Annotated in this window: 10 protein-coding genes; 8 read left to right on the forward strand and 2 right to left on the reverse strand. The window is 72.2% G+C overall.

Going from position 1 to position 13485, the window contains the following annotated elements; genetic code table 11:
• Positions 1-409 precede the first annotated feature (409 nt).
• The gene (locus tag IE153_RS17250; RefSeq protein WP_189590551.1) at positions 410-1078 is read right to left on the reverse strand and encodes a hypothetical protein; all 669 of its coding nucleotides are present in this window, start codon (positions 1076-1078) and stop codon (positions 410-412) included.
• Between the two features lie 141 nt (positions 1079-1219).
• Here IE153_RS17250 and IE153_RS17255 point away from each other — a divergent pair, with 141 nt between their 5' ends.
• Positions 1220-1789, forward strand: coding sequence for a PadR family transcriptional regulator (locus tag IE153_RS17255; protein WP_189590552.1), 570 nt, complete (start codon positions 1220-1222; stop codon positions 1787-1789).
• A gap of 85 nt (positions 1790-1874) precedes the next feature.
• On the forward strand, positions 1875-2414 hold the full coding sequence (locus IE153_RS17260; protein WP_031109377.1) for a bacterial proteasome activator family protein: 540 nt from the start codon (positions 1875-1877) through the stop codon (positions 2412-2414).
• Positions 2415-2531: 117 nt separating this feature from the next.
• On the opposite strand, the gene IE153_RS17265 is transcribed toward IE153_RS17260, so the two are convergent.
• Positions 2532-4178, reverse strand: a complete 1647-nt coding sequence (locus tag IE153_RS17265; RefSeq protein WP_189590553.1) for a protein kinase domain-containing protein — start codon at positions 4176-4178, stop codon at positions 2532-2534.
• Positions 4179-4525: 347 nt separating this feature from the next.
• Here IE153_RS17265 and IE153_RS17270 point away from each other — a divergent pair, with 347 nt between their 5' ends.
• The 6 genes from IE153_RS17270 to IE153_RS17295 all read left to right on the forward strand — a co-directional run bounded on the left by IE153_RS17270 (position 4526) and on the right by IE153_RS17295 (position 13385).
• The gene (locus IE153_RS17270) at positions 4526-6115 is read left to right on the forward strand and encodes a protein kinase domain-containing protein (RefSeq protein WP_189590554.1); all 1590 of its coding nucleotides are present in this window, start codon (positions 4526-4528) and stop codon (positions 6113-6115) included.
• Between the two features lie 397 nt (positions 6116-6512).
• Positions 6513-7703 (forward strand): pyruvate dehydrogenase (acetyl-transferring) E1 component subunit alpha, encoded by a 1191-nt coding sequence (gene pdhA / locus IE153_RS17275; protein ID WP_030846844.1) that lies wholly within the window; start codon positions 6513-6515, stop codon positions 7701-7703.
• Between the two features lies 1 nt (position 7704).
• A complete protein-coding gene (locus tag IE153_RS17280; RefSeq protein ID WP_031109371.1) occupies positions 7705-8682 on the forward strand; it encodes an alpha-ketoacid dehydrogenase subunit beta in 978 nt (325 codons plus the stop codon).
• Positions 8683-8692: 10 nt separating this feature from the next.
• Complete coding sequence (locus IE153_RS17285; protein ID WP_189590555.1) at positions 8693-10144, forward strand: dihydrolipoamide acetyltransferase family protein; 1452 nt, start codon at positions 8693-8695, stop codon at positions 10142-10144.
• A 154-nt stretch (positions 10145-10298) separates the two neighbouring features.
• Positions 10299-12533 carry a glycoside hydrolase domain-containing protein gene (locus IE153_RS17290; RefSeq protein ID WP_189590556.1) on the forward strand — a complete coding sequence of 745 codons (2235 nt, stop codon included), beginning with the start codon at positions 10299-10301 and terminating at the stop codon, positions 12531-12533.
• A gap of 57 nt (positions 12534-12590) precedes the next feature.
• Positions 12591-13385 carry a twin-arginine translocation signal domain-containing protein gene (locus IE153_RS17295; protein ID WP_229829023.1) on the forward strand — a complete coding sequence of 265 codons (795 nt, stop codon included), beginning with the start codon at positions 12591-12593 and terminating at the stop codon, positions 13383-13385.
• Positions 13386-13485 lie beyond the last annotated feature (100 nt).

A 13485-nucleotide genomic window follows, 5' to 3' on the forward strand; every position in this document is an offset into this window, starting at 1 on the left:
GGGCGGCTGCACCCCGTTCCGGCCGGGGTGCGGCGGGCCCGGGGCAGCCCGACATCGGCAGGACCTCGCCCCCGGGCTCGCTGCGATCCGGCGGGGGCCGCAGCCCGGTGCAGGCCTCCCCCGGCGCCGACACCACCACCAGCCGGGCAGCGCGGCGCCCCCGGCCGGCGGCAGCAACACCGCCCCGGCGGGAGGCGCGGCTCACGGCGGGCGGCAGTCCCACCGCGGTTGGCGAAGCCCTTGACCTGCCTCGGCGGCAGACGGCCCGCGGCGCCAGCCCGGCGCACCGCGAAGCGCCCGCCCTGCCCGGCGATGACCTCACCGTCCTCGGCGAAGCGCCCGACCCGCCCCGGAGGCAGGTGGCTCACGGCGGCGGCCTCACCACCACCGCAAACGCCCGACCCCGCCCCTAGACCCGCCGCAGCCGCAGCGCGAAGAAGGCCAGGCCCAGGCCGATCAGGAGCAGGCCGCTGCCCAGGGGCAGGATGCGCAGGACCTGGCCGGTGGGGCGCTCGGCTGTCGCCGCCTCTCGGACGGGCTGCTCCGCCGGGGCGGAGGGCTCGGGGGCGGTCTCCCACGGCTCCTCCGGGACGGCCGTGGCGTCCGCGACGCCCGGCTTCTCCCCGGCGTCCTCCGGCCGTCCCGGCCGCACCCGGCCCTCCCCGGGCCGGCTCCCGGCCCGCGAGGGCTCATCGGCGGCGGAAGGGGCCGCCACCGCGGACGGGGTCGACGAAGCCGCCCGTGCCGACGGGGCCGCCAGGGGCGGCGGAGCGGGCCGGGACGACCCCGCTGCCCGGGGGGACGGGGTGGACCGGGACGACGGTGCCGTCGGACGCGTAGGGGCCGACAGGGTGGGCTTGGGCGTCCGGGCCGTGGTGTGTCCGGACCCCGTGTCCTCGTCCGCCGCCCCCTCCTCCGCCGCCCCCTCCGCCGCCGTCCCCTCCTCTGCCGCCCCCTCCTCGTCGTACGCGAGGGCAGCCCCGTGGGACGGGACGGAACCGTAGGGTGAGACGACCGCGCCGGCCCCCAGGGCGAGCACCAGTCCCGCCGCCCGCAGTGCGCGTAGCCATGGAGTCACGTGGGTGACCCCCTCCCGCCGCCTGCCCGGTGGGGCAGATACGGCAAGTTCGGTCATATCCAGGCAATCAGCCTCACACCGCCCCCGGATCCCGGCACTCCGGGTTCGGCCGACGGGGCGGAATCGCTGCACAATCCGGTTATGTCGATACGTCACGGGCTGCTGGCCCTCCTGGCGGCCGGCCCCCGCTACGGCTCCCGTCTGCGCACCGACTTCGTGACCCGCACCGGCGGCATCTGGCCGCTGAACATCGGGCAGGTCTACACGACGCTCGGCCGCCTGGAACGGGACGGCATGGTCGCCCAGGACGACGTCGACGCCGCCGGGCGGACGCTGTACGCGCTCACCGAGGCCGGCCGGGCCGAGCTCCGTGCCTGGTACGACCGCCCCGTCGAACGGGCCGACCCGCCGCGCGACGAGCTGGCGATCAAGCTGGTGATGGCACTCGGCGCGGACGGCGTCGACGTACGGGAGGTCGTCGAGGCACAGCGGCGGCACGTGGCGCGGGCCCTGCACGACCATGTGCGGCAGCGTGCCGAGGCCCTGGCCCGCGCGCCGGAGCACCCCGAGGAGATGGCCCGGCTGCTCGTCCTGGAGCAGCTCGTCTTCCAGGCCGAGGCCGAGGTCCGCTGGCTGGACCACTGCGAGGCCCGCCTGCTCCGTTTCACCCGCGAGGAGGAACCGCCCGACGGGGAGCAACCCGAAGCCTGACCGACTCGTCTCCTCCGGCGTGGTGGATCAACCTCCCTGGGGGGCACCACGGAGGTGAGGTGCAGGCGTGCGAGAGAATGGCGGCATGGAGATGCCGAGGAACGAAAGGTCGCCGGAGAACCCGCAGATCCTGGTCGTGGGCCAGGACGGCATGGCGCTCGGTGGCGGCAGCGGAGACGAGGACTCCCGCGAGACCCCGGTCACGGAACAGGTGGAGCAGCCCGCGAAGGTCATGCGGATCGGCAGCATGATCAAGCAGCTGCTGGAGGAAGTGCGCGCGGCTCCCCTGGACGAGGCCAGCCGGGTGCGGCTCAAGGACATCCACGCCAGCTCGGTGAAGGAGCTGGAGGACGGTCTGGCGCCCGAGCTGGTCGAGGAGCTGGAGCGGCTCTCCTTGCCCTTCACGGACGAGGCGACCCCCAGCGACTCGGAGCTGCGCATCGCGCAGGCCCAGCTGGTCGGGTGGCTGGAGGGGCTCTTCCACGGGATCCAGACGACGCTGTTCGCCCAGCAGATGGCGGCCCGCGCCCAGCTGGAGCAGATGCGCCGCGCCCTCCCGCCGGGGGTCGGTGACGGCCTCGACGAGCAGCACCCGGGCGGCCGGACGGGCGGCCCCTACCTGTAGTCGTCCGCAGGCCGCACCTGGAGACGTCCGCAGGCCACGACCCGCGGATGTCCGCAGTCCGCACAGAACGAAGGGCCCGGCAGCCGACGCTGCCGGGCCCCTGTGCGTCCGGGGACGTCAGGAGGGCGGGTTGCCCGTCGAGACGCTGAGCTCGATCTCGGGCATGTCCTCCGGGTCGACGTCCGTGTCGGCGGACGGGAACTGGTTCATGACCGTGCCGTCGCCGTAGGTGTTCTCGTCGACCTTCTTCTCGTTCAGTTCCCAGCCGGCCGCCTGGAGACAGGCCTTGACCGACTTGATGTTCTTGAACTTGAAGTCCGGGATCCGGATCTTGTCGGGGTCGTTGTACGACTCCTGCGGCTCCGTGCACTCCTCGGTGTCGATCGTCTTCGTGGTGTCCGGCCCGCGGTAGCCGGGCTTCTTCTCCGCGGAGGCCGACGCACTCGCGCTGCTGCCGCCGCCGCCCTTGTCGTCCTCGCCGCCGCCGTTCAGCAGCAGTGCTGTGACGAGGCCGCCGACGGCGACGACCGACACGATGATCGAGCCGATGATCACCGGCTTGTTGTTCCTGCCGCCGCCGGAGGAGGCCACCGCGGTCTGGGGCGTCAGGTTGTACGGCGGCGGCGTCGACGGGCCGGGCTGCGGGGAGTACGCCGCCGGGGACGGCGTCTGGTAGCCGCCCTGCTGCGGATAGCCGTACGCCGGGGACGGCCCCGTCGGGGCGGGCGTGCCGTACGGGTTCGGGGGCGGGGTCGGCTGGTACGGCGTCTGGACCGGGCCCGACGGCGTCGGGGTCGCCTGGTCGACCGGCGGGAACACGGCCGAGCCGACGCCCGCGCCGCTCGGGGCCTGGGTGCCCGGCACGATGCTCGGCGGCGCGGCGTTGAAGGACGCCGCCACCCGCAGGCATTCGTCGCGCATGGCCTCGGCACTGGGGAAACGCTCGTTCGGGTTCTTCTTCAGCGCACGGGCGATCAGCGCGTCCACGGCCGGGGGCAGCGAGCGGTTGATCGAGGACGGAACCGGCGGCTCCTCCTGCACGTGCGCGTACGCGATGGCCAGCGGCGAGTCCGCCTCGAACGGCAGCCGCCCGGTGACCAGTTGGAACAGCATGATGCCGACCGAGTACAGGTCGGAGCGGGCGTCCACACCGCGGCCGAGGGCCTGCTCCGGCGAGAGGTACTGCGGGGTGCCGACGACCATGCCGGTCTGTGTCATCGACGTCACGCCGGACTGCATGGCGCGGGCGATGCCGAAGTCCATGACCTTGACCACGGCCCGCTTGGTCATCATCACGTTGCCCGGCTTGATGTCGCGGTGGACCAGGCCCATCTCGTGGCTGATCTCCAGCGCGGCCAGCACGTCCGCCGTGATCTTCAGCGCCTTGTCGGCCGGCATCGCGCCCTGCTGCCGCACGTCCTCGTCGAGCACCGAGCCGAGCGGGCGGCCCTCGACGTACTCCATGACGATGTACGGCGTCGTCATGCCGTCGAGGGTGTCCTCGCCGGTGTCGAAGACCGACACGATGTTGGTGTGCGTGAGCTTGGCCACGGACTGGGCCTCGCGGCGGAACCGCTCGCGGAAGGCCTGTTCCCGTCCGAGGTCCGTGTGAAGTGTCTTGATGGCGACCTGCCGGTCGAGCACGCTGTCGTACGCGAGGTGCACCGAGGCCATGCCGCCCTGGCCGAGGAGGTCGCGCAACTGATAGCGGCCACTGGCGAGCGCCCGCCCCGTGTACTGGCCCTGTGCGCCGTCCTGGCTCATGTTCCCTGTCCCCCGTAGCCCCTGCAGGCGCCGCCGACTGTCGCTGATCCGTCGTTGATCCAAACCGCCATTCCCGGCCAAGTCTGCCCCAGGGCACCGACACGTCAAGCTCGGTGCCCGTTCCGTGACCGTACGCGAAAGAAGCGTCGCGGAAGCGTTACAGGGGGCGTACGGCCGGCACACGGAATTTGCACGACAGTAAGGAGTGAAGGTTTCATGGCCGGTCCGTCTCGTGCCGGTCCCGGTGCCCCTTCCCGGACCGGAGGCTTGCGCGGAGGCTGTAGCGTGGCCGACGGAGACCGTAACAACACCGCGCGCACCGCGGGCAGAAACGACGGCGAGGACTGATGGCACAGCAGCAGGCCGCTCAGGGCCCGTCCGACCCCGAGGCGTCTGGCGGCGGCATGTCGGACGCGCCGGAGCTCTGGGGTAACGGCGGGCTGGTCGGGGACGGCCGGTACCGGCTGACCCGCAGACTCGGCCGGGGCGGCATGGCCGAGGTGTTCGCAGCCGAGGACGTCCGTCTCGGACGCACCGTCGCGGTCAAGCTGCTCCGCTCCGACCTCGCCGAGGACCCGGTGTCCAAGGCGCGCTTCACGCGCGAGGCCCAGTCGGTGGCCGGTCTCAACCACCACTCGATCGTCGCCGTGTACGACTCCGGCGAGGACTTCGTCGGCGGCCAGTCCGTGCCGTACATCGTCATGGAGATCGTCGAGGGCCGCACCATCCGCGACCTGCTGCTGAACGCGGAGGCCCCCGGCCCCGAGCAGGCGCTGATCATCGTCTCGGGCGTCCTGGAGGCGCTCGCCTACTCGCACCAGCACGGCATCGTGCACCGCGACATCAAGCCCGCCAACGTCATCATCACGCACAACGGCGCCGTGAAGGTGATGGACTTCGGCATCGCCCGCGCCCTGCACGGCGCGTCCACCACGATGACGCAGACCGGCATGGTCATGGGCACCCCGCAGTACCTCTCCCCCGAGCAGGCCCTCGGCAAGGCCGTCGACCACCGCTCCGACCTGTACGCCACGGGCTGCCTGCTCTACGAACTCCTCTCGCTGCGCCCGCCGTTCACCGGCGAGACCCCGCTGTCCGTGGTCTACCAGCACGTCCAGGACATCCCGACGCCCCCGTCCGAGGCGTCCGACGCCTGCCCGCCGGAGCTGGACGGCCTGGTCATGCGCTCCCTCGCCAAGGAGCCCGACGACCGCTTCCAGACGGCCGAGGAGATGCGCGGGCTGGTCCAGTACGCGCTCCAGATGCTCTACGACCAGGGCGGCCACACCGGCACCTGGAACACCGGCCCGGTCGACATGCACGACGGCCGGCACACCCCGTCGGGCGGCTTCGCCGGCACGGCCGTGATGGGCCACCCCGGGGACGCCTCCGGTACCACGCAGATCCCCTCACCAATCCTGCCCGGCGGCTACGGCGGCGGGGACGACGGCGGCTTCGAGGGCCACGGCAACAAGGGCAGCGGCCGCGGCAAGCTGTGGATCCTGGCCGTGCTCGCGGTGATCGCCGTCGCCGCGGGCGTCGCGCTCGCCCTGCAGAACACCGGCGGCGGCACGGACGACCCGAGCAAGAAGCAGTCGCCGACCACCTCGCAGACGACCGAGAAGAAGACGCCCAGCGAGACGCCGAGCGACGAGGACACCGGCGAGCCGACCGACACGTCCACGGACGACGGCACCGGCACGGGCAACGGAAACGGCAACTGGACGCCGTCCTACTCGCCCTCCTACACCCCGTCGCAGAGCGCTCCGCAGACGCCCACCGGCGAGCCGACGGGCGAGCCGACCACGGCGGAGCCGACCGGCGAGCCGACGGACGAGGAGCCCACGGACCCGGGCACGCCGACCGGCGACACGGGCGGTGTCGACGGTGGCACCACGGAGGGCGTCGTCGGAGGCGCGGGCGGCGGCGAAGGCTGACCTCCCCCAGCTCACAGGCATGATCCACGCGCGTGTGGGGCCCGGGAACGGGACCCGCACGCGCGTGCCGTTTTGGGCGCGCCGAAAAGTGGACTCTTCCCGTGACCTGGGTCACCGGGTTAACGTGCGGTTGCTCCGGCCTCCTGCAAGGCTGTGACCAGGGCCCCTTCACCGCCTTCCCGATTTACTTGGATATCCAAGCAAAATCGCAGGTCAGAGAGGGTTTCACAGAAATGTGGCGCACTGGGTAACGTGCTTTCTGCAGGGCGCTCGCCGGGGCACCTGTCACGCCTGTTCCCGGCCGAGTGGCACCCACCCCGTGTCCCGTGGGCCGAGAACAGGTGAGCCGCACTGGCCTACCGGCAACCCCGGGGGTCGGACCGACGGAGGAGCACACGTGACCGTGGAGAGCACTGCCGCGCGCACACCGCGACGCAGCGCCGGAAGCAAGGCCGGCACCACCGGCACCAAGCGCACCCGCACGACCGCCAAGAAGGACGCCGGCACCGAGCCCCAGCTCGTGCAGCTGCTGACGCCCGAGGGCAAGCGCGTCAAGAACGCCGAGTACGACAAGTACGTCGCCGGCATCACCCCGGAAGAGCTCCGCGGCCTCTACCGCGACATGGTGCTCACCCGTCGCTTCGACGCCGAGGCCACCTCCCTGCAGCGCCAGGGCGAGCTGGGCCTGTGGGCGTCGCTGCTCGGCCAGGAGGCCGCCCAGATCGGGTCGGGCCGGGCCACCCGGGAGGACGACTACGTCTTCCCGACCTACCGCGAGCACGGCGTGGCCTGGTGCCGCGGCGTCGACCCGGCCAACCTGCTGGGCATGTTCCGCGGGGTGAACAACGGCGGCTGGGACCCCAACAGCAACAACTTCCAGCTGTACACGATCGTCATCGGCTCCCAGACGCTGCACGCCACCGGCTACGCGATGGGCGTCGCCAAGGATGGCGCCGACAGCGCGGTGATCGCGTACTTCGGCGACGGCGCCTCCAGCCAGGGCGACGTGGCCGAGTCCTTCACCTTCTCCGCGGTCTACAACGCCCCGGTCGTGTTCTTCTGCCAGAACAACCAGTGGGCCATCTCCGAGCCGACCGAGAAGCAGTCCCGCGTGCCGATCTACCAGCGCGCCCAGGGCTTCGGCTTCCCGGGCGTCCGGGTGGACGGCAACGACGTGCTCGGTGTCCTCGCGGTCACCCGGTGGGCCCTGGAGCGGGCCCGCGGCGGCGAGGGCCCGACCCTCGTCGAGGCGTTCACCTACCGCATGGGCGCCCACACCACCTCCGACGACCCGACCCGCTACCGGGGCGACGAGGAGCGCCAGGCCTGGGAGGCCAAGGACCCGATCCTGCGCCTGCGCCGGTACCTGGAGGCCTCAAACCACGCGGACGAGGGATTCTTCGCGGAACTGGAGGCCGAGTCCGAGGCGTTGGGCAAACGAGTGCGCGAGGCGGTCCGTGCCATGCCGGACCCGGACCACTTCGCGATCTTCGAGAACGCCTACGCGGACGGACACGCGCTCGTCGACGAGGAGCGCGCCCAGTTCGCCGCGTACCAGGCGTCGTTCGCCGACGAGGGGGGTAACTGAGATGGCCGACAAGATGGCACTGGCCAAAGCGATCAACGAGTCGCTGCGCCGCGCCCTGGAGTCCGACCCCAAGGTCCTGATCATGGGCGAGGACGTCGGCAAGCTCGGCGGCGTCTTCCGGGTGACGGACGGCCTGCAGAAGGACTTCGGCGAGAGCCGCGTCATCGACACCCCGCTCGCCGAGTCGGGCATCGTCGGCACGGCGATCGGCCTGGCCCTGCGCGGCTACCGCCCGGTGGTGGAGATCCAGTTCGACGGCTTCGTCTTCCCGGCGTACGACCAGATCGTCACGCAGCTCGCGAAGATGCATGCCCGCTCGCTGGGCAAGGTCAAGCTCCCGGTCGTCGTGCGCATCCCCTACGGCGGCGGCATCGGCGCGGTCGAGCACCACTCGGAGTCCCCCGAGTCGCTCTTCGCGCACGTGGCGGGCCTGAAGGTGGTCAGCCCGTCGAACGCGTCGGACGCGTACTGGATGATGCAGCAGGCCATCCAGAGCGACGACCCGGTGATCTTCTTCGAACCCAAGCGCCGCTACTGGGACAAGGGCGAGGTCAACGCGGAGGCGATCCCGGGTCCGCTGCACAAGGCCCAGGTGGTCCGCGAGGGCACCGACCTGACCCTGGCCGCCTACGGCCCGATGGTGAAGCTCTGCCAGGAGGTCGCCGACGCGGCCGCCGAGGAGGGCAAGAACCTGGAGGTCCTGGACCTGCGCTCGGTCTCCCCGATCGACTTCGACTCGATCCAGGCCTCGGTGGAGAAGACGCGCCGCCTGGTCGTCGTCCACGAGGCCCCGGTGTTCTTCGGGTCGGGCGCGGAGATCGCCGCGCGGATCACGGAGCGCAGCTTCTACCACCTGGAGGCCCCGGTGCTCCGGGTCGGCGGCTACCACGCGCCGTACCCGCCGGCCCGCCTTGAGGAGGAGTACCTGCCGAACCTGGACCGGGTACTGGACGCCGTCGACCGCTCGCTGGCGTACTGAGGAGAGGGTCGTGACGACGATGACGGAAGCGTCCGTGCGCGAGTTCAAGATGCCCGACGTGGGCGAGGGACTCACCGAGGCCGAGATCCTCAAGTGGTACGTCCAGCCCGGTGACACGGTCACCGACGGCCAGGTGGTCTGCGAGGTCGAGACGGCGAAGGCGGCCGTCGAGCTGCCCATCCCGTACGACGGCGTGGTCCGGGACCTGCACTTCCCCGAGGGCACCACGGTCGACGTGGGCACGGCGATCATCTCGGTGGACGTGGGCGGCGGCAGCGCCGCACCCGCGCCATCCGCCGCGCAGCCCGCCGCCGCGCAGCCCGCCGCCGCGCAGCCCGCGGCGGCCGCGCCCGCCGAGGAGCCGAAGGCCGTGGGCTCGGGCCGCCAGCCGGTCCTGGTGGGCTACGGGGTGGCGACCTCGTCCACCCGCCGCCGCCCCCGCAAGGGCCCGGAGGTCCCGGTCCAGCAGGCCTCGACGGCGATCCGGACGGAGCTGAACGGCCACGCGCCGACGGCCCCGGAGCCGGCCTCCGCCGCGGCTCAGGCCGCCCCGGCCGGCCCGGACCGCCCGCTGGCCAAGCCCCCCGTCCGCAAGCTGGCCAAGGACCTGGGCGTCGACCTGACGACGGTCGTCCCGACCGGCCCGGACGGCATCATCACCCGCGAGGACGTGCACGCGGCGGTCGCCGCCGCCGTCCCGCCGGCCCCCGAGCCGTCGGTCGCGTCCGCCCCGGCCGCGGTCCCGGCGTCCTACGACACCGCGCGCGAGACCCGCATCCCGGTCAAGGGTGTCCGCAAGGCGACGGCGGCGGCGATGGTCGGCTCGGCGTTCACCGCGCCGCATGTCACCGAGTTCGTGACGGTCGACGTCACGCGCACGATGAAGCTGGTCGAGGAGCTGAAGGCGGACAAGGAGTTCGCGGGCCTGCGCGTGAACCCCCTGCTGCTGATCGCCAAGGCGCTGCTGGTCGCGATCCGCCGCAACCCGGACGTCAACGCGTCCTGGGACGAGGCCGCTCAGGAGATCGTGGTCAAGCACTATGTGAACCTGGGCATCGCGGCCGCGACCCCGCGCGGTCTGATCGTGCCGAACATCAAGGACGCGCACGCCAAGACGCTGCCGCAGCTGGCCGAGTCGCTGGGCGAGCTGGTGTCGACGGCCAGGGACGGCAAGACGTCCCCGGCGGCGATGCAGGGCGGCACGGTGACGATCACCAACGTCGGCGTCTTCGGCGTCGACACGGGCACGCCGATCCTCAATCCGGGCGAGTCCGCGATCCTCGCGGTCGGCGCGATCAAGCCGCAGCCCTGGGTCCACAAGGGCAAGGTGAAGCCCCGTCAGGTCACCACCCTGGCGCTGTCGTTCGACCACCGCCTGGTCGACGGCGAGCTGGGCTCGAAGGTGCTGGCCGACGTGGCGGCGATCCTGGAGCAGCCGAAGCGCCTGATCACCTGGGCGTGAGCCGACTGCGGCGGCCCCCTGCCCCTGCGGGCGGGGGGCCGCCGGCGTCTGCCCGCAGGGTTAACCGCCGGTGGTGCGAGGAGCACAAGAAGCGCCCGGGATCTGCCCGAGTACCCCACAGTAAGCGGTTTCACCGGACATACGATCACTCTTCATGCGCGACGCGATGGTGCTCAAGGCCCAGAGGTTCGTGAACTCCGTCTACGGCAGCCGTATCGGCACGACCGTGCAGGAGAGCGGCGAGGCCGACTGGGCGACCATGTACGCACTGACCCGTGCCCTGCAGTACGAGCTGGGCATCACAGCGCTCTCCGACAGTTTCGGCCCCACCACGCTCGGCACCCTGACGGCCAAGTACCCCGAGCTCGACGCGGACACCGTCCCCTCGCCCGACTTCTGCCGCATCCTCCAGTCCGGCCTGTACTGCAAGGGCTACGACGGCGGCGACCTCGACGGCACCTACGGCACCCGGGTGCGGGCGGCCGTCACCCGGCTGAAGACCGACATGGGCGTCGAACAGGTCCTGCCGGGCACCGGTCTGACGCCCAAGCTGGTCAAGGCGCTGCTGACGAGGGACGCGTACGTCCCCGCCGCCTCGGGCACCGGACAGGCCAGGGCCGTCCAGCAGTGGCTCAACGGCCGTTACCTGAGCCGGCAGGACTTCTACGCCACCGCCTGCGACGGGCTGGTGTCCAGGGACACCGTCAAAGCGCTCCTGTTCGGCGTGCAGTACGAGCTGGGCATGGCGGACGGCACCGCCAACGGCACCTTCGGGCCCGGTACCCAGTCGGGCCTGAAGTCGCATCCGGTGAAGCAGGGCGACAAGGGCGTCTTCGTCCAGCTGTTCTCCGCCGGGATGGTCCTGGGCCGGCGGCCCGCGGCCCTCACCGACGCCTTCGACTCCTCCCTCGCCGCCGCCGTCCGGGCCTTCCAGACCTTCGTCGCGCTCCCGGCCACGGGAGAGGGCGACTTCGCCACCTTCGCCTCCCTGCTCGCGTCCTTCGGCGACCAGTCCCGCCCCGCCAAGGCCTGCGACACCATCGCGAAGGTCACCCCGGCCCGGGCGGCATCGCTCAAGGCGGCCGGGATCGCGTATGTCGGCCGGTACCTCACCAACCCGAGCGCCACCTCCCTGCCGGAGAAGGCCATCCAGCCGGGCGAGCTCGCCATCATCGCCCAGCAGGGGCTGCGCTGCTTCCCGATCTATCAGACCGTCAACAACGACGCCTCGGACTTCGACTACGTCGCCGGGCGGACCGCCGGGTACGCGGCGGTCAACGCCGCCCGCGACCACGGTTTCCGCCGCGGGGCCCGGATCTTCTTCGCCGTCGACTTCGACGCGATCGACGCCGAGATCACCACGAACGTCCTGCCGCACTTCAAGGGCGTCAAGGAGGCGATGGCGGACTCCGGCCACCCGTACGAGATCGGCGTCTACGGGTCCCGCGAGGTGTGCGCGCGGGTCGGGGCGGCCGGCTACTCGACCGCGAGCTTCGTCGCCGACCTGTCCGCGGGCTTCGAGGGCAACGCCGGGCACCCGCTGCCGCGGGACTGGGCCTACGACCAGTTCGCCATCCGCACCCTCGGCTCCGGTGACGGGCAGCTCGACATCGACGCCGACATCGCCTCGGGGCGGGACACCGGGCAGGGCGCGTTCGACCGGCCGCGGCCCGCCGTCCCGGACGTCGCCCTCGACGCGCGCCAGGTCCCCGCGCTGCGGGCCGACCTCTCGCGTTACATGCAGTCGATCGGCCGCCCGGACGCCGGAGGCATCGGCAGCGACGCACGGCTCTACACCAACGCGCAGGCCGTCGCGGCGATCCAGGACCAGGACGGGCTGATCACCGAGCTGTCGACGACGTACACCATGCGCAAGGCGCTGATCCAGACGGCCGTCTACTGGGCCATGCGCGACCACGACCTCGCCGGCCAGTCCACCGACCGGCAGGTGGCCGACCACCACCTCACGGGCTCCGGCTCCGTCCGGGACTCGCACACCGGCATCGGCGAGATCAGCGCGAGCGACGCCATCCAGGCCTGGAACCACTGCATCGGCTGGGGCTTCGCCACCGGCGAGCACCGCGACCCGGCCAAGGACGCCGACCTGTGGACGGTGTGGCAGCAGCTGAACAAGGACAACGCGTTCAGTGTGCGCACCGCGGCCCTGATCCACCTGTGGGGCACCCGGGGCAGGCCCGGCGGCCAACTGCCCCCCGGCGACCGCGTCATCACCCCGCGGTCCATGCGCCTCGACCTCGCCGAGTTCGAGATCACCGAACTCCTGCGCCGCTACCGGGCCTGGGACCCCGACGTGGAGTCCCAGACGCACCAGAGCATGGCCGTCTACCAGATCTTCGAGAAGTACAACAGCATCGTGCGCAACGCCTGAGTGCGTGTGCGCCGAGAACTTCAGGAAGAGACTCCGTTGAAGCTCAACCTCCCCCGCGTGCCCCGCAGATCACCGGCGCCCGGCGCCGCGCACCGCCGCGTCCTGTCCCGCCGTGCGCTGCTCGGCCGGATCGCCGCCGTCGGCGGTGCCGTGGGCGTCGCCGCCCTGCCCCTGTCCCATTTCCTGTCCCAGGCGTACGCCGACGCGAACAACCCCATCCCGGCCCGCGTACGGGACGCCCTGCGCAGCGCGCAGGACCGGACCCGGCGCGTGCTGGCGGGCTCGCGCTCCCACAACGGCTGGGAGATGGAGAACGTCGCCGACGACGGCGGCACCGTCTACACCCGCCCCGTCCCCGGCACTCCGCTCCAGGGCGTCGCCGTGCGGTTGGGCGACGTGGAGACCGTCCTCGTCCACCTGGTGCGCCGGTTCCACTACGAGGTCGACGCGCTGCGCCGGGGCGACGTCGTCGGATGGCACGCCCCCGCCGGCCTCGCCAGGAGCGGGCCCGAGTCCAATCTGGCGTCCGGCACGGCCGTGCGGATCCGGCCCGGCTCCTACCCGCGCGGCGCCCGGGGCGGCTTCTTCCCGCAGCAGGAGGTCGTGATCCGCGACATCCTCGTCGAGCTCGACGGCGTGGTCCGCTGGGGCGGCGACGACCGTACGCCCGACGAGTCGCTGTTCGGCGTCGACGTACAGCCGGGTGACGAGAGGCTGGTCCGGGTCGCGGCGCGGATCCGCGGATGGCAGCTGGAGCCGGGCGCGGGTGCGGGCTCCCCGGTGAACGTGCTGTCGGGCGGGCGGCGCAAGGCGGCCCGGGCCCTGGAGCGCCGTCAGCGCACCGTCGCATGATCACTGTATGACCATCGTACGACCCCCGTCCGGCCGTCGTACGACGAAGGGGGCTCCGCCGCGGTGCGCGGCGGAGCCCCCTTGGTCGTCCTGCTCGCGT

It is taken from the genome of Streptomyces massasporeus, from assembly GCF_014648995.1.
Lineage (GTDB): Bacteria > Actinomycetota > Actinomycetes > Streptomycetales > Streptomycetaceae > Streptomyces > Streptomyces massasporeus.